This is a genomic window from Pseudonocardia sp. T1-2H (genome assembly GCF_038039215.1).
In the GTDB taxonomy this organism is placed as follows: Bacteria; Actinomycetota; Actinomycetes; order Mycobacteriales; family Pseudonocardiaceae; genus Pseudonocardia.
The window spans coordinates 1,485,334-1,505,466 of record NZ_JBBPCL010000001.1; the positions used below are offsets into that span (position 1 = coordinate 1,485,334).

Here is a 20,133-nt window from a genome sequence, read left to right on the forward strand (position 1 = left end):
TGTTCGCCCTCAGCGGACGGTCCGGCGAGGCGCGCCGGGGACGCGGGACGCCGGAAGTCGGTACGGTGACAGCACACCACCCGTCCGCAGGGACGGGCGGTGGTACCGGGCGGACGAGGAGGGGTCGCATGGCCGTGCTGCTGCGTGAGGCGATCGGTGGCAGCCTTCGGCGTGCCCGCACGCTGCGTCGTCGCACCCTGCGCGACGTGTCGCGCGCCGCCCGGGTGAGCCTGGGCTACCTCTCCGAGGTGGAACGCGGCCGCAAGGAGCCGTCCAGCGAGCTGCTCGCCTCGATCTGCGAGGCGCTGGACATCGCGCTGCCGGACCTGCTCGCCGAGGTCATCGACGACATGGCCCGCGACAGCGGCCTCGAGGTCGCCGGCGCCGGCCGGAGGGACACCCTCGTCCCGATCGGGCAGCGGCACGCGGACCTGCGCCTCGCCCCCGTCCGCAGCGGCCTCGCCGCACCCGCGACGCCGACCGCACCGGTCGCGTCCGTCTCCGCCGCAGCCTGAGGCCGATCACGGAGGCGCCCGCAACCTGTCCGTTTCGTCCCGTAATCCTGGATCTTCCCGAGGTCGGCGCGGGTACCGGTAGCCTGGTCCCCGGGTCGCCCGGACGGCGGCCTCCGGACGATCCCCGATATCGTCGCCGTTCGGTGGCCGATGTGCCCGTTCCGGTGCCACGATGGCCCCCGGGTGGCATCAGCACTCGCCACCTCGGTCGGGGCAGCGGTACAGAGGTTGTTCAGCGACGCCGGCTCGACCGCCGCGGGGGGACACTGCGGTGGAGCGGGATGCGGTGGTCGGAAGAGAACGCAGCGGAGGTAGGCGGAACAGATGGCCAACGGTTTCACGAAGGCCTGGAAGTACCTGATGGCGCTGTTCTCGTCGAAGGTCGACGAGTACGCGGACCCCAAGGTGCAGATCCAGCAGGCCATCGAGGACGCGCAGCGCCAGCACCAGGCGCTGTCCCAGCAGGCCGCCGCGGTGATCGGCAACCAGCGGCAGCTCGAGATGAAGCTCAACCGGCAGCTCGGGGAGATCGAGAAGCTCCAGGCGTCGGCGCGCCAGGCGCTCGTCCTCGCGGACAAGGCCCGTGCCGAGGGTGACGAGGTGAAGGCCGGGCAGTACGAGCAGTCCGCCCAGGCGTTCGCCACCCAGCTCGTCACCGCCGAGCAGGGCGTCGAGGACCTCAAGACGCTGCACGACCAGTCGATCGGCGCCGCGGCGCAGGCGAAGCAGGCCGTGGAGCGCAACTCGATGATGCTGCAGCAGAAGATCAGCGAGCGCACCAAGCTGCTCAGCCAGCTCGAGCAGGCCAAGATGCAGGAGCAGGCCGCGAACTCGCTGCGCCAGATGAGCGAGCTGGCCGCGCCCGGCAACACGCCGTCCCTCGAGGACGTCCGGGACAAGATCGAGAAGCGCTACGCGAACGCCCTCGGGTCCGCGGAGCTGGCCCAGAACTCGGTCCAGGGCCGCATGCTCGAGGTCCAGCAGTCCTCCACGGACATGGCGGGCGCCAGCCGCCTCGACCAGATCCGGGCGTCCCTGCACGGCACCCCGGTCGCGGGCGAGGTGACGGCCGAGAAGCCGACCACGCAGATCCCGGCCGCCCCGCAGAGCACCCCGCAGGGGCAGACCGGCACCGCCTGATCGCACCGCGTCGAACGCCGCCCACCCGCACCGGGAGGGCGGCGTTCGTCGTTTCCGCAGGTCATCGGGGGTCGTGCACGGAGAAGGCCGCTCTAGCGACGTTTCCCGCGCACAGGGGACGGGCCGGGCTGGCAGCGCGGGCACCAGTAGGCGGGGCGAGCGTAGATCCCCGCGCCCTGGTCCGCGGTCCGGATCCGGGTGCGGCAGCGGCGGCACGGGCGGTTCCCCCGCTCGAACACCCAGTGCGCCTCGGCCGGGTGCAGGGAGCCGGTGGTCGTCTGCGACGGCCGGTCCGCGTTGGCCGCCAGCAGCTTCCGGGACAGCGCGATCACCCCGGGGAGGTCCGGGACGTCGCGCACGGGGGTCCACGGCGAGACGCCCAGCAGGAAGCAGACCTCGGTCTTGTAGAGGTTGCCGACGCCGGCCATCACCCGCTGCTCCAGCAGCACCAGGCCGAGCTCGTGGTCCCTGCGGGCGGTCATCCGGCGCAGCGCCTCGGCGGCGTGCTCCTCGCCCCAGGCGGGATCGAGCAGGTCCGGCCCCAGGTGTCCGACGAGCCGCGACTCGTCCTCCGTCGGGAGCAGTTCGAGGTCGTGCAGCGCGAACCCGACGGCGACCCGGTCCGGCACCTCGAGGACGGCCCGCGCCTCGTGTCGCGGGCGCTGCCACGCCATCCCCGGGCGGTAGAGGTGCCAGGCGCCGTCCATCCTGAAGTGGCTGTGCAGGCTGCGGCCGTCGTCGAGGCGGGTGAACAGGTGCTTGCCGACGGACGCGACGCCGGTGACCGTCCGGCCGGTGAGATCCTCGCCCGCGAGCCGGGGGTGCCGCAGCTCCCCGCGCAGCAGCGTGTGTCCGGCGAGCGCGGCGTGCAGGCGCTTGCCGGCGAGGTAGACGGTGTCGCCTTCGGGCACGGCGTCGACGGTAGCGGCGCGGGACGCCGGGCGCCCGCGAGGACGACGGCGTCCCGGCCCGGGCTCCCCGGGCCCGGCAGCTGCTACCGTCGAGGACGAGAAGAGGGGGTGGGCCGCCGTGATCGCACGTGTCGGCACGTTCGTGCCCGCCGTCTTCCTGCTGCTCACGGGGTACGTGCTGGCCGCGGGGGAGCCCGCGGCCGTCGTCGGCGTCGTCGGCGCCGCGACCCTGTGGGCGCTGGGTCTGGCCCGCCGGGCGTCCACCGTCCTGCGTGTCACGTCCTCCCGCGGCCCGGCCGTGACCCGGCGCAGCGGACACCGCCGCGCCGCCGGATCCCGGCTGCTGCGCCAGCTCGATCCGGACGCCGCGGGCCGCACCCGCGCCCGCGCGCCGTCGGGGCTCCTCCCGGCGGTGTAGCTCCACCCTGCTCCACCGCCGGGATCTCGTGATCACATCCGAGGCCCGATCCGTCAGGAGCCCCCTCATGCCCGTGTCCCCTGCGCGCCCGTTCCGGGGTGCGCCGTGCTGAACGTCGTCTATTACCCCGTCTCCGCCGTCATGTGGTTCTGGCACCAGGTGTTCGGCCTGGTCCTGGGCCCGGGCAGCGGTGTCGCCTGGGCGCTGTCGGTGGTCTTCCTCGTGCTGACCCTGCGCGCGATCATGATCAGGCCGGTGCTGGCGCAGATGCGCTCGGCCCGCACGATGCGGACGCTGGCGCCGCACCTGGCCGAGCTCAGGCGCAAGTACGGCACGGACCGGCAGAAACTCGCCGCGGAGACCCAGAAGCTGCACAAGGAGCACGGCGTCTCGCCGCTCGGCGGCTGCCTGCCGCTGTTGCTGCAGCTGCCCGTCTTCATCGGTCTGCTGCACGTGCTGCGGTACTTCAACCGCCCCGGGCTGACGTTCGAGCAGAACGCCGCCATCCCGAACTACGCCTTCTCACCGGACCTGGTCCGCTCGTTCCTCGAGGCCCGGCTGTTCGGGGCGCCGCTGTCCGCGTACGTCGCGATGCCGCAGAACCTGCTGGACTCCTTCGGCGGCGCCGTCGTCGAGCGCTGGCACGTCTACGTCGTGGCGGTCCCGCTGATGGTGCTCGCGGCGGTCGCGACCCACTTCACCGCACGCTGGTCGGTGCGCCAGCAGCAGGCGGTGCCGGCCGCCGCCGACAACCCGCAGGCCGCGCAGATGGCCGGATTCATGAAGCTGACACCGTGGATCTTCCCGCTCGGCGCGATCATCGGTGGGCTGTTCTTCCAGTTCCCGATCGCGATCCTCGTGTACTGGCTGGCGAACAACGGCTGGACCTTCGCCCAGCAGCACCTGATCGGGAGGAAGCTGGACCGGGAGGCGGAACGGGCACCCGTGGTCGTCCCCGCCGCGCCGGCGGAGACGAGGGTGCGGGCGCCCAAGCCGGGGCAGAAGCCGCTGACCGCGAAACCTCGCAAGTCGGGCGGGAAACCGGTGGGCGACCGGCAGCCGGCGAAGCGGAGCGCCTAGCCTCGACCCGTGCGAACCCGTCTGGTCCTCGTCGTTCCGGTGCTGCTGCTCGCCCTCGCCGGATGCGGGGAGTCGGCGGCGCCCGCGCGGCCCGCGGGACCGGGGGACGCGCACACGGAGCGCACCTCGTTGGCGGACCTGCAGACGAAGCTCGCCTCGATCGCCCAGGACGAGTGCGCGACCACGAAGAACCCGGCGGCGGTCTACCCCCGGTGCGGCCGGTTCGTCCGCGAGGTGCAGAACTCGACGCCGGCGGCCCGCGCGGACTCGAAAGGCCTCGCGATCGAGCCCGGGGTCCGCAGCGCCGCGGACGCCGTCGACGCCGCGGTGAGCCAGCTGGCGCGGGACCAGTGCACCACGCCCGTGGGCGCGGGGACTCCCGGACCGCCGCAGGCCTGCGGGCCCGATCTGGAGGCGCTGCAGGCGGCGGTGCGGGCGCTCGTCACGGCGGTCGGTCCCCCCGCGTGAGCGGAAGATGAGACCACGCTCACGTCCGCGGCGTTCGGCGTAGGCATGCCCGCCCGCAGCCGGGAGAACGTCGTTCCTGTCCGGTTCACCCGGTTCACGCCACCCCCTCAACGTGCGGAAACGCCCCTATCGGACCCTCCGGGTCGGGTGCGCGCAGTGATCGCCGGAGGGTCAGAATGGCGGCTGTCACGGGCCCGGGCAGATCGCTCGACGGGGCCCGCACGGGGTGGGAGCGGCACAGGCGATGCGGTGGCCGAACACGGGGGCGCGGAAGTGGCTGACGGCAGTCCTCTGTCTGGCCGTGGTGGCGGTGCTCGGGCTCGGTGTGGCCGTCGCCGTCGATCCGGGTGCCGCGGCCGGGTCGACCCCCGGCGGCGGGCTCGACCCGGTGGCGTCCGGCCCGCTCGTCGACGCGGCCCCGCAGCCGGTCGTCTCGATCACCCCGGACACAGCGACACCGCTGAACCCGACGCAGCCCATCGTCGTGAAGGTCGAGCACGGCACCGCGCAGTCGGTCGGCGTGACGGACTCGAAGTCCGGCGACACGGTCGACGGGACCCTGTCCCCGGACGGGACCTCCTGGACGTCGACGGGCGCCCTGGCCTACGGCAGGACGTACGCCGTCTCCGTCGCCACGCTCGACGGCTCCGGCGCTCCCGGCCACCAGGACGGCACCGTGCGGACGGTGTCCCCGAAGGCCGAGGCGTACCCGTCGTTCATCCCGCCGCCGTCCGCCGCGTCCGTGGGGGTGGGACAGCCGGTCGTCGTCCGCTTCGACCACCCGGTCACCGACCACGCGGCCGCGGAGAAGCAGCTCAGCGTCACGTCGAGCCCGAAGCAGGTCGGCGGCTGGTACTGGCTCTCGGACACCGAGGTCCACTACCGGCCCCAGCAGTACTGGCAGCCCGGCACGACGCTGACGGTGAAGGCCAACCTGTTCGGCGCCGACCTCGGGAACGGGACCTACGGTTCGACGGACCGCACCGAGACCGTCCACGTGCACGACGCGTGGGTGGCGAAGGCGGACGGCGCCACCGAGCAGATGCAGCTGTTCGACAACGGGCAGCTGGTCAAGACCATGAACATCAGCCTCGGCGCACCCGGTTTCCCGTCGCACACCGGCCCGCACGTCATCTCGGACAAGCAGCCGAGCATCACGATGGACTCCTGCACCTACGGTGTGTGCCAGGGCCAGCCCGGCTACTACAAGGAGAAGGTCGACCTCGACCTGCGGATCTCCAACGACGGCGAGTTCGTGCACTCCGCGCCCTGGTCCGTCGGGCAGCAGGGCAACTCGAACGTCTCGCACGGCTGCGTGAACCTGGCGCCGGCGGACGCCCAGTGGTTCTTCGACCACTTCGGCGTCGGGGACGTCGTCGAGATCACCAACTCCGGTGGCCCGTCGCTCCCGATCTATGACACCTACGGGGACTGGGAGCTGAGCTGGGCGCAGTGGCAGAAGGGCTCCGCGCTCTGACGCCGGTGCCGGGCCGGTCGTCCGGCCCGGCACGAGGTCCCTCCTAGACCCCCAGCGCCCGTCGCAGCACCGCGACCCGCTCGGCGATCTCCCGCTTCGAGATCGCGGCGCCCTCGATCAGGGTCGAGCCGTGGAACGTCCCCGGGAACAGGTGCAGCTCCACCGGCACCCCGGCGGCGAGCAGGGCCAGGCCGTAGGCGATGCCCTCGTCCCGCAGCGGGTCGAACGCCATCGTCGAGACGTAGGCGGGCGGCAGTCCGGAGAGGTCCGTGGCGCGGGCGGGCGCGGCGTACGGCGAGACGTCCGCGCTGCCGGGGACGCCCTCGCCCAGGTAGGAGTCCCAGCTGACGGTCGCGTTCGGCCGGTTCCAGATCGGGGTGTCGGTGAACGCGGTCATGCTCGGCGTGGTGAGCCGGTCGTCGACCTCGGGGACGCCGAGGTACTGGAACGCGATCGCGGGGCCGCCGCGGTCCCGGGCGAGCAGCGCCAGGCCGGCACACAGGCCGCCACCTGCGCTGATGCCGTGGATGGCGATGCGGGCGGGGTCCACCCCGTAGTCCGCGGCGTGCTCGGCGAACCACACCAACCCGGCATAGACGTCCTCCAGCGGGGCCGGGAACGGGGCCTCCGGTGCCAGCCGGTACTCGACGGTGACGACGACGGCGCCGACAGCGCGGGCGAGGGCCACGTTGCCCGCGTGCGAGGCGTCGATGTCGCCGAGGATGAAGCCGCCGCCGTGGACGTCGTAGATCCCGATCGGACCCGCGACCTCGTCCGGCCGGTAGATCCGCAGCGTGACGTCCGGGGCGCCCGCGGGTCCGGGAACGGTCACGTCGGTGACGCTGATCCCCGTCTCGTCCGGCTCGGGCAGCCCGGCCCGCAGCTCCTTCATGGTGACCCGGGCGGCCGGGATGTCGCTGACGTCGAGCGTCGGCAGCATCGCGACGGCGGCGGCGAGCTCGGGGTCGAAGGCGTATCCGGTCTCGGTCGTGCTCACGCGTCCTCCACGTCGTCGGGGGTCCTGCTCGATCGATCATCGCGCGGCCGCGCCCGCCCGTCACGTGCTCAGGGCGGAGCGGGCTCCGTGACGAAGTCCGCCAGGTCCGGCTCCCGGGTCATCGCCCAGTAGTCGACGATCCGCCACGGCAGCGCCGAGACGACCCGGCCCGCGTCGTTGCGGTACCAGTTGCCCATGCCCGGGTGGGTCCAGATCATCCGCTCGTGCGCCTCGTCGTGGCGCCGCACGTACTCCGCCTCCACCTCGGGCCGGCACTCGACCGCGGCGATGTCCCGCTCCAGCATCGTGACGAGCAGGTCCACGATGTAGCGGACCTGGCACTCGGCCGTGGTGATGTAGCTGCCGCCGTGCCCGAGGACCGTGCCGGGGCCACAGGTCAGGAACAGGTTGGGGAAGTCCGGCGTGGTGATCCCGAGGTGCGCCCGCGCGTCCTCGGGGCCCCACACCTCGTCGATCCGCCGGCCGGACCGGCCCCGCACCTCGATCGGGAAGAGGATCTTGTGGGTCTCGAAGCCCGTGGCCAGCACGACGACGTCGGCCTCGCACTCCGCCCCGTCGACCCCGCGGACGCCCGTCTCCGTGATCTCCGCGACCGCCTCGGTGACCAGGTCCACGTTCTCCCGCCGCAGCGCGGCGAACCAGCCGTTGTCCAGCAGCATCCGCTTGCCGAACGGCGGATAGTCCGGCAGCGCCTTCGCCACCAGGTCCGGCCGACCGTCGAGCTCGGACTCGAGGTAGCGGGTGAACACGCGCCGGTGGCCGTCGTTCATGGCGTTCACCGAGCGCTCGGGGTGTTCCCAGGTGTCGTCCTTCTGCAGCGCGGGGTGGACCCGGTCGTTCGTGTTCCAGGCGAGCCGGGTGCGGTACCAGAGCCGGTAGTAGGGGACGTGGTCGAGCAGGTACTGCGCGCCCTCCTCGATCGGCGAGAAGTACACGTCGTTGGGGGCCACCCACTGCGGCGAGCGCTGGAAGACGGTCAGCCGCGCGACGTCCGGCGCGATCGCGGGCACGACCTGCATCGCGCTGGCTCCCGTCCCGACGATCGCGATCCGCTTCCCCGTGACGTCCAGGTCGGCGGGCCAGTGCGCGGTGTGGAAGATCGGGCCCCGGAAGCGGCCGAGGCCGGGGATCGGCGGGAGCTTCGGGCGGTTGAGCTGCCCCGTCGCGCTGATCACCGCGTCCGCGGTGAAGGTCTCCCCGGTGGCCGTGCGGACCGTCCAGCGCCGCTCGGCGGGGCCGTGGACCGCGGAGACGACCTCGGTGCCGAACCGGATCCGCTCCCGCAGCCCGTGCCGGTCCGCGACGTCGCGCAGGTAGGCCCAGACCTCGTCGCGCTTGCCGAAGTGCGTCGACCAGGCGCGCGGCGCGAACGAGTAGGAGTACAGGTGGCTGGGGGTGTCGACGCCCGCGCCCGGATAGGAGTTCTCCAGCCAGGTGCCGCCGACGTCGGCGTTCTTCTCCAGGACGACGTGCGCGATCCCGGCCTCCGCCAGCTTGATCGCCGCGAGGATGCCGGAGACCCCGGCGCCGATGACGATCACCCGCAGGTCGTTCGGCGGGGCCGTGCGGACCGGGGCGGGTGCGAACCCCATGTCCTCGGCCGTCATCGCCGCGTACTCCGGCGGCACCGGCTCGCCGACGGCCACGGACATGATCTCGGCGAGAGCCTCGCCCGTGGGCGCGGGAACGGCCGGCGGGCGTCCGTCCGCCCAGGCGGTGACGGCGTCCGCGGCGGCGGCCCGCAGCTCGGCGCGGACCTCCGGGGAGAAGCCGCCGAGATCGTTGTCGTCCATGCCGCGGCTGCGCGTCGGGCGGTAGGGATCGGCGAGCCAGCGCCGGTCGCCGGTGAGCTGGTGGAGCACCGCGACCAGCGAGGGCAGGTTCGCGTGCTCCAGGGCCGCGGTGAGCCGTGCGCGGTCGAGCGGACGTTCCGGTGCGGTCATCGTCGACCCCTCCTTCTCCGGACCCCAGGCTAACTGCGGTTAGGTCCCGTGGGTATCGGCCCGGCGCGATCGACGGTTGACGCGTGTCCGGCGCCACAGCATGCTTCCCTCGCCAACCTAACCACCGACAGGTGAGAGCGGGAGACAGCAATGGAGCTGACCGAGGCGATGCGAACGACCGGCACCTGCCGGTACTTCAGCCCGGACCCGGTCCCGGACGACGTGCTGCACCGCGCCTTCGACGCCGCCCGGTTCGGTCCGCAGGGCGGCAACCGGCAGCCGGTGCGGTGGATCGTCGTGCGGGACGCGGCGCGTAAGCAGGCGCTCGCGGACCTGTACCTGCCGCCGTGGAAGGCCTACCTCGCGGGGATCGGCATCGGCGACGTCGCGGTCGGCGCACTTCCGAAGACCGTCGCGGACGCGGACCACTTCGCCGAGCACCTGGCCGAGGCGCCCGCGATCGTCGTGGTGTGCGCGGAGATCGACGGCCTGCACCCGACGGACCATGAGCTCGGCCGGCTGTCCGTGGTCGGCGGCGCCTCGATCTACCCGGTCATGCAGAACCTCTGCCTCGCGCTCCGGGACCAGGGCGTCGCCTCGGCCGTCACCACGCTGCTGTGCCACTCGGAACCCGAGGTCAAGAAGCTCCTGGACATCCCGGACGGCGTGATCACCGCGGCCCACGTCGCCATCGGCTACCCGGCGAAGGGGTTCCCGCACCGGCTCAGCCGGGCCGCCGTCGAGGACACCGTGTCCCTCGACTCGTACGCGACCCCGCTCTTCACATGACCGGCCTCGCCCGCCCGTCGGAGCTGGCGGAGCAGTACCGGACCCCGCTCGGCCGGGCCACGATCGGCGACCAGCTGCGCCGGCACGCCCGGACGAAGCCCGGCGCCGTCGCCGTCGTGGGCCACGCTGTCGACGGGACCCGGACGGCCACGACCTACGCCCAGCTCGACGCGCGGGCCAACCGGTTCGCGCACGTCCTGCGTGGGCTCGGGGTCGGCCGGGGTGACGTCGTCGCCTCGATGGCCCGGAACTCGGTCGACGTCGTCGCCGCGTACTACGGCGTGCTCAAGCTCGGGGCCGCGTTCACCGGGGTGAACCCGATGTACGGCGCCCCGGAGGTCGGGCACCAGCTCGGGCACGCCGAGCCGCGGGTCGTGCTGGTCGACGAGGACTTCCGCGGTCTCGTCGGCACCGTCCTGCCCGACGGCACGCAGCTGCTCGGCTATCCCGAGATCGACACGCTGCTGGCCGAGGCTCCGGACACCGAGCCGGAGGCGGACGTCCACGAGCACGACGTCGCGATGATCGTCTACACCTCCGGCACCGAGGCCGCGCCCAAGGGCGTGCTGATCCCGCACCGCAACTACCTGATCTCCACCGCACCGGCGTGGAGCTGGGGCCTGCGGACCGGGCCCGACGACACCTGGCTGTTCGTGATGCCGTTCCACACGATCGCCGGGCTCGGCTCGATGACCACACTGACCCTGATGGGCGCCACGCTGGTCCTCCCGGCGACGACCGACCCCGCGCGTTCGCTGGAGATCATCGCCGGCGAGCGGGTCACCGTGATCGCGCAGACCCCGACGTTCTACCTGGCCCTGGCCGCGCAGGAGGCGTTCGGGACGGACTCGGTCGGGACGGTCCGCCGCTGCCTGACCTACGGCGGCCAGGTCGCCCCGCACGCCGTCTCCTCCTGGGCGGCCGCGGCGCCCGACGCGGTGTGGGGCACGTACTGGGGCCAGTCCGAGCTCGCCCAGCTCGGTTCGGTCGGCTGGTTCCGCACGCTCGACGACGTCCCGGACCGGGACCCGTCCTGGATCGGCACCCCGGTGACGCACCTCGAGATCAAGGTCGTCGACGCCGATGGCCGGGAGGCCGAGATCGGCGAGCTGCTCTGCCGCTCGCCGTCGGTGATGCTCGGCTACCACCGCGACCCCGAGCGGACCGGGGAGGTGCTGGCCGACGGCTGGGTGCACACGGGGGACATGGTGCGGATCGACGCCGCGGGCAACCTGTTCTTCCACGACCGGGCCAAGGACATGATCAAGACCGGTGGGATGAACGTGTCTTCGCAGGAGGTCGAGCGGGTGCTGCACGCTCACCCGGACGTGCTGCGTGCCGCCGTCGTCGGGCTGCCGGACGAGTACTGGTCCGAGGCCGTCACCGGGTTCGTGATCCCGCAGGAGGGACGCGCCCCCGATCCGGCGGAGATCATCGCGTTCTGCCGGGAACACCTGGCCGGGTACAAGACGCCGAAGGCCGTGCACGTCGTCGCGGAGCTGCCGGTGGACCCGCAGGGGAAGATCCTCAAGCGGGAGCTGCGGAAGAGAGGCGGATGAGCACGCCCGACGCCGTACCCCTCTCCCGGGACGCGCGGACCCGGTTGCGCCGGGCGGAGATCGTGACGGCCTCCGCCCGGATCTTCGCCGAGCACGGCTACGCGGGCGTCGGGATGCGGCAGATCGCGGACGCCGTCGGGATCCGTGGGGCGAGCCTCTACCACCACTTCCCGGCCAAGGAGGAGATCCTCTACGCGATCTGCCTGACGGTCACCCGGGAACCGAACGAGGAGAACCTCCCGCTGCTCGACGCCGCGGGCACGCCGGCCCACCGGCTGGCGACGCTCGTGCGCGCCCACCTGCGCCACCTCGCCCGGCGGCGGGTGGAGCACCTCGTCGCGCTGCACGAGCTCGCGTCGCTCTCGGTACCGCACCGCGCCGAGATCGACGACTACCGGCGCTACTACCAGCGCCGGGTGCGGGACGTGGTCGCCGCCGGGATGCGGGCGGGGGAGTTCGGCGTGCCCGACGCGCAGCTCGCCGCCTTCGGCCTCTGCGACATGCTCAACGGCTTCAGCAGCTGGTTCGTCGACGGCCGGGAGCTGGAGCTCACCGACGTCGTCGAGGGGTATGTCGAGCTGATCGTGGGACGGATGCTGGGCGCGAGCGGGCCGCTCTGAGCCGACCGGGCGGCTCGGGGCCGGCCGGGGCGGCCGACCGCCACTCGGGCGGCCGGGCCGGCTGGGCCGCTCTCGGGCGACCCGGCCGCTCGGTCCGACGGGCCGACCGCGCCGCACCAAGCCGCTCCGGGCCGCGCCGGGTCAGGCGCGCAACCGCAGCCCCTTCGGGGTGACCCGGAAGCCCGCCTCGGTGAGCACGTCCGCGAGCTCCGAGCCGAGCGACCCGACTCCGTCCGCCCGCTCGACCGCCAGGGAACCGAGCCAGCCCTCGTGCACCGCCCCGGCCAGGGCCTGCGCTGCCGCGGCGAGCTCGTCCCGTTCGGTGGTGAAGGACAGCAGGGACCGGCCGCCGCGCTCGACGTAGAGCGCCGGAGCCCCCTCGACCAGCACGACCAGCGCCCCGGCCTTGCGTCCGGGCCGGTGCTTGGAATCCCCGACGGTGTCCGGCCACGCGAGGGCCGCGCCGTAGGGCTGGGCAGGATCGGCGGCGGCCAGGACGACCCGGGACAGGCCCGCGCCCCCCGCGGATCCGCCCGGCCCGGCGCCCGCCGGGCGCAGCCCGCCGAAACCGTCTTCGTCGGCCCGGCCACGCTCGCCGTCGCCCGGGCCGACCGGCGCGCCGTCCGGCCGGGACATCGCCCGGAGCCGGTCGATCGCGCCCGGCACCGCGAACTGCGCCGCCCCGAGCCCCTCGACGACGTAACCGCGTCGGGCCCGCCCGGAGTCCTCCATCGCGCGCAGCACCCGGTAGACCGCGGCGAAGCCTCCGATGACCCGCTCGGTGCCGAGTGCCCCGCGGGTGAGCACGCCGTGCCGCTCGAGGAACGCCTCCGCGCGGGCGTGCGCCCGGCGCGTCGGATCGGGTTCGCGCTCGACGGCCAGCGCCCACCGGCCGCCGACCGACGGCGGGCCGCTCCGGCTCGGCATCGACGGGCGCCCGGCCCGGAGCTGCGCGTAGCGCCCGCGGCCCGCCGTCCGCCGGGTCCGATGCGCCGGCCCGCCTCCGGAGCGCCCCCGCCGCCGAGCCGCGCGCGCAGCGGGCCGAGGGTGTCGTTGCTCAGCAGTCCCGCCCAGACCAGGTCCCAGATCGCGGTGACCACGGCGTCGTCCGTGGGCCCGGGCTCCTCCTGCTCGACGAGCGCCCGCCCCGCCCGGTCCGCGAGCTCGCGGAAGAACAGCGCCCCACCGCCGACGGGGGGCTGCTCGAGATCCGGCTGGCCCAGGGCCGCCAGCACCGCCCGGTGCAGCGGCGTCCCCGCGACCTCGGGGTCCGGCTCGGGCAGCAGCAGGTCCGCGACGTCCGTGGGCGCCACGGCCAGCCAGCCGTCGCTGCCGGCCAGCGGACCGCACCCGGTCCAGGTGACCTCGCCGGCCGCCGTCAGCTCGTCGAGCAGCGCGGGCGTGTAGCCCGGCAGCCGGGCAGGCAGGATCAGCGACTCCAGCGCGCTCGCCGGCAGCGGCGCCCCGGCCAGCTGCTCGACGACGCCGAGCACGTCCTCCGCGCCCGGAGCCCGCCGCATCCGGCCACGCCGCTCGCCCGCGGCGCCGGTCTGCACACCCTGCCAGGCCGGCAGGAACCGGCCGAGCGCCCGCTGCTCGACGGGCTCGACCTCGGCCCGCAGCCGGGCCAGAGAGGCCCGCCGCAGGCGGCGCAGCACCTCGGCGTCGCAGTACTCGGTGGCACCATCCGCGCCGCCTGCGGCCTGGGGCCGCAGCTCGCCCCGGACGAGGCGGCCGGTGCCGGTGAGCCGGTCCAGCACGCCGGACACCACCGCGACCCCGAGCCCGAACCGCGCCGCGCACTCGGCCGGGGTGAACGGACCGTGCGTGCGGGCGTAGCGGAGCACGAGATCCCCGAGCGGGTCGGGGACCGGCTCGGTGAACGCCTCCGGCACCCCGACGGGCAGGGCCGCACCGAGCGCGTCCCGGACCCGGCCGGCGTCCTCGATCGCGATGAACCGCTCCTCGCCCGCGATCCGCACCCGAAGCGCCCGGCGGGCCGTCTCCAGCTCGGCGAACCAGCCGGGCTGCACGCCGCGCGCCAGCCCCTCGGCCTCGGTGAGGGCGCCGAGGAAGCGCAGCAGATCCGCGGCGCCCTCGGCGTTGCGGGCGTGCCGGTCCTCCGCCGTGCGCTGCAGGGACGCCTCGACCTCGGCGAGCACCTCGGGATCCAGCAGCTCGCGGATCGCTTCGGAACCGAGCAGCTCGGCGAGCAGCGTGGAATCCAGCGACAGGGCGGCGGCGCGGCGCTCGGCCAGCGGCGCGTCCATCTCGTAGAGGAACATCCCCACGTAGCCGAACAGCAGGCTCCGGGCGAACGGCGACGGCGCCGGCGTCGCGATCTCGACCACCTTCACCTTCCGCGCGCCCACGTCGCTCATCAGCTCGCGCAGGCCGGGCAGGTCGTAGACGTCCTGCACGCACTCCCGCATCGCCTCGAGCGTGATCGGGAACTGCTCGTACTTCCCGGCCACGGTCAGCAGCTGCGCCGAACGCTGCCGCTGTTGCCACAGTGGACTGCGGCGTTTCGGGTCCCGCCGGGGGAGCAGCAGCGCCCGGGCCGCGCACTCCCGGAACCGGGACGCGAACAGCGACGACCCGCCGAGCTCCGCCACGACGATCTGCTCCACCTCCGCCGGGTCCAGCAGCACGTCCTCGGCCGTGGGGACGACCTCGCCGCCGTTCTCGTCGAGCGCGTCCGGCAACCGCAGGACGATCCCGTCGTCGGCGCTCGCGGCCTGCACCTCCACCCCGCGCCGCTCCCGCATCCGGGCCGCGATCGCGAGCGCCCACGGCCCGTTGACCTGGGCGCCGAAGGGGGAGTGCACGACGAGGCGCCAGTCGCCGAGCTCGTCCCGGAACCGCTCCACGAGGATCGTCCGGTCGCTCGGCACGTGGCGCGTGGCGTCGCGCTGTTCGTGCAGGTAGGCGAGCAGGTTGTCGGTGGCCCACTCGTCGAGGCCGGCGGTGGTCGCCCGCGCGCGGGCGTCCTCCTCGCCGAGCGCGGACATCTCCCGGACGAACGCGCCGACCGCCCGGCCCAGCTCCAGCGGCCGCCCGATCGACTCGCCCTTCCAGAACGGCATCCGCGCCGGCACCCCCGGCGCCGGTGTGACGATCACCCGGTCGTGCGTGATGTCCTCGACCCGCCAGCTCGACGTCCCCAGCAGGAAGGTGTCCCCGACCCGGGACTCGTAGACCATCTCCTCGTCCAGCTCCCCGACCCGGGAGCCGGCGCCGTCCGCACCGCCGGGCGTCATCACCGTGAAGAGTCCGCGGTCCGGGATCGTGCCCCCCGAGGTGACCGCCAGCCGTTGCGCACCGGGACGCCCCTGCAGCTGGTCCGTGACCCGGTCCCAGGTGATGCGGGCGCGCAGCTCGCCGAACTCCTCCGACGGGTAGCGCCCGGCGAGCATGTCCAGCACCGAGTGCAGGGCGGAGTCCGGGAGCGCCGCGAACGGGGCGGCCCGCCGGATCACCGCGGCCAGGTCCGACAGCTGCCAGGGCTCCAGCGCGACCATGGCGACGATGTGCTGGGCCAGGACGTCGAGCGGGTTGCGCGGGTACCGCAGCGCCTCGATCGAGCCGGACGTCATCCGTTCCGCGACGACCGCGCAGGACACGAGGTCCCCGCGGAACTTGGGGAACACGACGCCCTTGGAGACCGCGCCGACCTGGTGCCCCGCGCGGCCGACCCGCTGCAGCCCGGAGGCCACGCTCGGCGGCGCCTCGACCTGCACCACGAGATCGACGGCGCCCATGTCGATGCCCAGCTCGAGGCTGGACGTCGCGACGACGCAGGGGAGGAGCCCCGACTTCGCTCCTCCTCGACCAGCGTCCGCTGCTCCCGCGACATGGAGCCGTGGTGGGCCTTCGCGACGGTCGGGGGTGCCCCGCCGCCCACGCCGGACTGCCCGATCGCCTCGGCCGGGAACGCGTCGAGCTCGACGGGCTCAGCACCCTCGGCGGCGTCCTCGGCGGCCAGCTCGTTCAGCTTGGCGGTGAGCCGCTCCGCGAGCCGCCGGGAGTTCGAGAAGACGATCGTGGAACGGTGCTGCCGCACCAGGTTCAGCAATCGCCGTTCGACCGCCGGCCAGATCGACGGGCGCTGCGCCGTGCCGGCCGCGGACCCCACGACCTCCTCGTCCGCACTGCCCGGCGCGGGCCGCTCGTCGAGCGCCGCGAGGTCCGGAACGGGCACCTGGACCTGCACCTCGATGGTCTTCGGGGTCCTCGGCTGGACGACCTCGACCGGGCGGGCGCCGGACAGGAACGTGGACACCTCGTCCAGCGGGCGGACCGTCGCGGACAGGCCGATCCGCTGGGCGGGGCCGTCCGGCAGCAGCTCGTCGAGCCGCTCCAGCGAGACGGCAAGGTGCGCGCCGCGCTTGGTCCCGGCGACGGCGTGCACCTCGTCGAGGATCACCGTGCGGACGCCGCGCAGGGACTCCCGCGCCGCCGACGTGAGGAGCAGGAACAACGACTCCGGCGTCGTCACCAGGACGTCAGGCGGGGTGCGGGCGAACCGGCGCCGCTCGTCCGCCGGGGTGTCCCCGGTGCGCATGCCGACGGTGATGTCCGGGACCGGCTCGCCGAGGCGCTGCGCCGCCTGCCGGATGCCGGTGAGCGGCGAGCGGAGGTTGCGCTGCACGTCGACCGCGAGGGCCTTGAGCGGCGAGACGTAGAGGACGCGGCAGCGGTGCTGCTTGTCCTCCGGCGGTGGCTCGGCGGCGAGACGGTCCAGCGCCCAGAGGAACGCGGCGAGCGTCTTGCCGGAGCCCGTGGGGGCCACGACCAGCGCGTTCCGCCCCGCCTGCGCCGCGGACCAGGCCCCCTCCTGGGCGGGTGTGGGCGCGGCGAACGCACCCCGGAACCAGTCCTGGGTGGCAGGGGAGAAGTCGTCGAGCGCCGTCACGTGCCCCATGATGCGCCGGGGGTACGACAGTTTGCGCCGGGAGCGGGTTCCGCGGTCCGTCGCCGCGGCGTCCCCAGCACCAGCCAGACGCCGAGGGCGCACAGTGCGAGACCGGGCGCGGCCAGCACCACCGGGACCTCGCCGAACATCACGAACGTCCAGGCCATCGTGGTCGGGGGCGTGAGGTAGAGCAGCGTGCTGACCCGCGTCGCGCCGCTCCGGCGCAGGACGAGCAGGTAGGAACCGTAGCCGCCGAACGAGGACAGCACGACCACCCAGGCGATCGCGCCCCAGAAGCCCGGGTCGGCCGGTGGTGCCGCGTCCCCGGCGGCCACGGCGACCGCGCCGAACAGCACGGCGGCGGTGCTCGTCTGCAGGGTCATCGCCACGAGCGGGCTCTCGGACGGCCGCAGTCGCCGTTCCAGGAGCGTCCCGGCGGACAACGCCAGCATCCCGCCGGCGGGAAGCACGAAGGCCCACCACGGCGCGTCACCCGGCCCGAGGTCGCCCGCGACCACCAGACCGACGCCGACGAGCCCACCGGCCAGCCCGATCCGCTGCCGGAGGGTCGTGTGCTCGCCGAGGACGGGCCCCGCCGCCGTCGCGACGACCAGCGGCTGCAGCGCCGCGACCAACGCCGCCGTGCCCGCGGGGACCCCGAGCCCGACGCCGGTGACGACGCCGCCGAGGTAGAGGACCTGGCTCAGCGATCCCAGCAGGCCCTGGCGCCCGATCGCGCCCCGTGGGATCCGCGTCCGACGGACGAACAGGACCAGCCACAGCACGGCCGCCGCGATCGCGTAGCGCCAGGCCAGGAGGGTGTCCGCGCCGGTGAACCGGGTACCGAGGTCCGCCCCGACGAACCCCAGCTCCACAGCACGACGAACGCCGTCGAGACGGCGAGGTCACTGCGTCCCTTTCTCATGCGAGCGACATAACCACACCGGTCGGTATACTCGCAGTGGAGTCGAGGGAGGAACCATGGTCGAGGTTCTCGAGCCGCTCACGCCCGCAGGCGAACGCCTGGCCACCGCGGCGGCGGAGCTGTTCTACCGGCGCGGGATCCGGGCGGTGGGGGTGGAACTGATCGCCGAGGTCGCCGGTACCACCAAGAAGACGCTGTACGACCGGTTCGGCTCGAAGGACGCTCTCGTCGCGCTCTACCTGCGGCGCCGCGCCGTCCGCTGGCAGGATTTCCTGCGCGGGCACCTCGAGGCCGTTCCCGCCGGCCGGGAGCGGCTGCTCGCGGTGTTCGACGCTCTCGACGCCTGGCTGCGCGAGCAGGATCGCGGCTGCGCCTTCGTCAACGCCTACGCCGAGATCGGCGGCACGGACCATCCCGGCGTGCCGGTGATCCGCGCGGAGAAGGAGTGGATGCGGGAGTGCCTCACGTCGCTGGCGGCCGAGGCCGGGTTCGCCGAGCCGGAGCGGGTCGGCGGCGAGCTGCACGTGCTGTACGAGGGCGCCACCGTCCTGGCGACGGCCGGCGGCAGGTCGGACGCCCCGGCGGAGGCGCGGCGGGCCGCGTCCCGGCTCCTGGGGTCGTGACGGGTCACCGTCGCCGGTTCTGCACCCACCACCGGATCAGCAGGACGAGGGCCGACAGGAGGGCCAGGCCGACGACGAGCTGTCCGAGCGGGGACGAGAAACCCGTCGGATCTCCCTGGACGAGGCCCAGGGGATCGAGGGTCGGTGGATCGGGCATATCAGTCACGGTACCCACGCCCGGGGCCGTGCGACCTCGACGTGACTACCCTCGGTCCGGTGCGACTGAGCCACTTCCGAGAGCTGATGGAGGGCGAGTTCGGGGCCGCGCGCGCCGGATCCCTCGCCCGTGACCACGTGTTCGCCGAGCTCGGCGGGCGGACGGCCGAGCAGGCCATCGAGGCGGGCATCGACCCGAAGAACGTGTGGCGGGCGATCTGCGACGCCTATGACGTCCCGTCCGCGCGCCGGCTGGGGGCCGACGACAGGTAGAGGCCCGGTCCGCCCGGAAGGGACGCGCTCGGACGGGTCGCGCCGCTCGGCGCCGCAGAATAGCCGACGAGCGTGTCGGTGCCCACATCGAACACGTGTTCGTATAGTGTGGTGTCCACACGGCGCTGAAGTTGTCCACAGCCGGGACGTGGGCACCGGAATTGTCGGGGGTACCCAATACGGTTCTCGTGTGGCTCCCCGGAAGTCGTCAACACCGTCAACCCAGTCCCGCATCCCGAGCGAGCGAGGTACTCAGATGAGCACTCCAGACCGCGAGAAGGCGCTCCAGCTCGCCCTCGCCCAGATCGAGAAGAACCACGGCAAGGGATCCGTGATGCGCCTCGGCGACGACACGCGTCCGCCGATCGGCGTCATCCCCACCGGCTCGATCGCGCTGGACGTCGCGCTCGGGGTGGGCGGTTTCCCGCGTGGCCGCGTCGTGGAGATCTACGGCCCGGAGTCCAGCGGTAAGACCACGGTCGCGCTGCACGCCGTGGCCAGCGCCCAGGCCGCGGGCGGCGTCGCCGCCTTCATCGACGCCGAGCACGCGCTGGACCCGGAGTACGCGAAGGCCCTCGGCGTCGACACGGACGCCCTGCTGGTCTCGCAGCCGGACACCGGCGAGCAGGCGCTGGAGATCGCGGACATGCTGATCCGCTCCGGCGCCCTGGACATCATCGTGATCGACTCGGTGGCGGCCCTCGTGCCCCGCGCCGAGATCGAGGGCGAGATGGGCGACAGCCACGTCGGCCTGCAGGCCCGGCTCATGAGCCAGGCGCTGCGGAAGATCACCGGTGCGCTGAGCACGTCCGGCACCACGATGATCTTCATCAACCAGCTGCGCGAGAAGATCGGCGTGATGTTCGGGTCCCCGGAGACCACGACGGGCGGCAAGGCGCTGAAGTTCTACGCGTCGGTCCGCCTGGACATCCGCCGCATCGAGACGCTGAAGGACGGCACCGACATGGTCGGCAGCCGCACCCGCGTCAAGGTCGTGAAGAACAAGGTGGCCCCGCCGTTCAAGCAGGCGGAGTTCGACGTGCTCTACGGCGTCGGCATCAGCCGCGAGGGCTCGCTGATCGACGTCGGCGTCGAGCAGGGGATCATCCGCAAGTCGGGCGCCTGGTACACGTACGAGGGCGACCAGATGGGACAGGGCAAGGAGAACGCCCGCAAGTTCCTGAAGGAGAACCCGGACGTCGCCGCCGAGGTCGAGAAGCGGATCAAGGAGAAGCTCGGGATCGGCGCGGTGCTCGACGCCGACGCCGAGGTCGAGCCCCTGCCCGCCCCGGTCGACTTCTGA

17 protein-coding genes and 1 pseudogene are annotated in these 20,133 nt (G+C 73.6%); 12 read left to right on the forward strand and 6 right to left on the reverse strand.

Going from position 1 to position 20,133, the window contains the following annotated elements; translation table 11 throughout:
• Positions 1–128 precede the first annotated feature (128 nt).
• The gene (locus WBK50_RS07475; protein WP_341334884.1) at positions 129–515 is read left to right on the forward strand and encodes a helix-turn-helix domain-containing protein; all 387 of its coding nucleotides are present in this window, start codon (positions 129–131) and stop codon (positions 513–515) included.
• Between the two features lie 324 nt (positions 516–839).
• Positions 840–1,655: a PspA/IM30 family protein gene (locus tag WBK50_RS07480; RefSeq protein ID WP_341334885.1), complete on the forward strand. Its 816-nt coding sequence runs from the start codon at positions 840–842 to the stop codon at positions 1,653–1,655.
• 92 nt (positions 1,656–1,747) lie between these two features.
• On the opposite strand, the gene WBK50_RS07485 is transcribed toward WBK50_RS07480, so the two are convergent.
• Positions 1,748–2,566: a DNA-formamidopyrimidine glycosylase family protein gene (locus WBK50_RS07485; RefSeq protein ID WP_341334886.1), complete on the reverse strand. Its 819-nt coding sequence runs from the start codon at positions 2,564–2,566 to the stop codon at positions 1,748–1,750.
• 118 nt (positions 2,567–2,684) lie between these two features.
• Between WBK50_RS07485 and WBK50_RS07490 the strand changes: the two genes are divergently transcribed.
• The 4 genes from WBK50_RS07490 (at position 2,685) to WBK50_RS07505 (ending at position 6,009) form a co-directional block, all read left to right on the forward strand.
• Positions 2,685–2,984, forward strand: a complete 300-nt coding sequence (locus tag WBK50_RS07490) for a DUF6412 domain-containing protein (RefSeq protein WP_341334887.1) — start codon at positions 2,685–2,687, stop codon at positions 2,982–2,984.
• A 105-nt stretch (positions 2,985–3,089) separates the two neighbouring features.
• Positions 3,090–4,064, forward strand: a complete 975-nt coding sequence (gene yidC, locus WBK50_RS07495; protein WP_341334888.1) for a membrane protein insertase YidC — start codon at positions 3,090–3,092, stop codon at positions 4,062–4,064.
• 9 nt (positions 4,065–4,073) lie between these two features.
• Positions 4,074–4,532, forward strand: a complete 459-nt coding sequence (locus tag WBK50_RS07500) for a hypothetical protein (RefSeq protein WP_341334889.1) — start codon at positions 4,074–4,076, stop codon at positions 4,530–4,532.
• A 244-nt stretch (positions 4,533–4,776) separates the two neighbouring features.
• Positions 4,777–6,009: a L,D-transpeptidase gene (locus tag WBK50_RS07505; RefSeq protein ID WP_341334890.1), complete on the forward strand. Its 1,233-nt coding sequence runs from the start codon at positions 4,777–4,779 to the stop codon at positions 6,007–6,009.
• Between the two features lie 43 nt (positions 6,010–6,052).
• Here the strand turns inward: WBK50_RS07505 and WBK50_RS07510 are convergent, their stop codons facing one another.
• Both WBK50_RS07510 and WBK50_RS07515 read right to left on the reverse strand, forming a co-directional pair.
• Positions 6,053–6,949, reverse strand: a complete 897-nt coding sequence (locus WBK50_RS07510; protein WP_341339330.1) for an alpha/beta hydrolase — start codon at positions 6,947–6,949, stop codon at positions 6,053–6,055.
• A gap of 125 nt (positions 6,950–7,074) precedes the next feature.
• On the reverse strand, positions 7,075–8,970 hold the full coding sequence (locus WBK50_RS07515) for a flavin-containing monooxygenase (protein WP_341334891.1): 1,896 nt from the start codon (positions 8,968–8,970) through the stop codon (positions 7,075–7,077).
• 150 nt (positions 8,971–9,120) lie between these two features.
• Between WBK50_RS07515 and WBK50_RS07520 the strand changes: the two genes are divergently transcribed.
• The 3 genes from WBK50_RS07520 to WBK50_RS07530 are packed head-to-tail and all read left to right on the forward strand — an operon-like array spanning position 9,121 to position 11,938.
• Positions 9,121–9,759, forward strand: coding sequence for a nitroreductase family protein (locus tag WBK50_RS07520; RefSeq protein ID WP_341334892.1), 639 nt, complete (start codon positions 9,121–9,123; stop codon positions 9,757–9,759).
• On the forward strand, positions 9,756–11,318 hold the full coding sequence (locus WBK50_RS07525; RefSeq protein WP_341334893.1) for a class I adenylate-forming enzyme family protein: 1,563 nt from the start codon (positions 9,756–9,758) through the stop codon (positions 11,316–11,318). The genes WBK50_RS07520 and WBK50_RS07525 overlap by 4 nt, the downstream gene beginning before the upstream one ends.
• Positions 11,315–11,938 (forward strand): TetR/AcrR family transcriptional regulator, encoded by a 624-nt coding sequence (locus WBK50_RS07530; RefSeq protein WP_341334894.1) that lies wholly within the window; start codon positions 11,315–11,317, stop codon positions 11,936–11,938. Before WBK50_RS07525 ends, WBK50_RS07530 begins: the two co-directional genes overlap by 4 nt.
• Before the next feature lie 141 nt (positions 11,939–12,079).
• On the opposite strand, the pseudogene WBK50_RS07535 reads toward WBK50_RS07530, so the two are convergent.
• Positions 12,080–16,862, reverse strand: a pseudogene (locus WBK50_RS07535) (ATP-dependent helicase).
• Positions 16,850–17,728, reverse strand: a complete 879-nt coding sequence (locus WBK50_RS07540; protein WP_341334895.1) for a DMT family transporter — start codon at positions 17,726–17,728, stop codon at positions 16,850–16,852. Before WBK50_RS07540 ends, WBK50_RS07535 begins: the two are co-directional and overlap by 13 nt.
• 106 nt (positions 17,729–17,834) lie before the next feature.
• Here WBK50_RS07540 and WBK50_RS07545 point away from each other — a divergent pair, with 106 nt between their 5' ends.
• Positions 17,835–18,401: a TetR/AcrR family transcriptional regulator gene (locus WBK50_RS07545; RefSeq protein ID WP_341334896.1), complete on the forward strand. Its 567-nt coding sequence runs from the start codon at positions 17,835–17,837 to the stop codon at positions 18,399–18,401.
• A 4-nt stretch (positions 18,402–18,405) separates the two neighbouring features.
• Here WBK50_RS07545 and WBK50_RS07550 read toward each other — a convergent pair whose 3' ends face one another.
• Positions 18,406–18,558, reverse strand: a complete 153-nt coding sequence (locus WBK50_RS07550; protein ID WP_341334897.1) for a hypothetical protein — start codon at positions 18,556–18,558, stop codon at positions 18,406–18,408.
• A 59-nt stretch (positions 18,559–18,617) separates the two neighbouring features.
• On the opposite strand from WBK50_RS07550, the gene WBK50_RS07555 reads away from it, so the two are divergent.
• The gene (locus WBK50_RS07555) at positions 18,618–18,830 is read left to right on the forward strand and encodes a DUF3046 domain-containing protein (RefSeq protein ID WP_341334898.1); all 213 of its coding nucleotides are present in this window, start codon (positions 18,618–18,620) and stop codon (positions 18,828–18,830) included.
• Between the two features lie 256 nt (positions 18,831–19,086).
• A complete protein-coding gene (gene recA, locus WBK50_RS07560; RefSeq protein WP_341334899.1) occupies positions 19,087–20,133 on the forward strand; it encodes a recombinase RecA in 1,047 nt (348 codons plus the stop codon).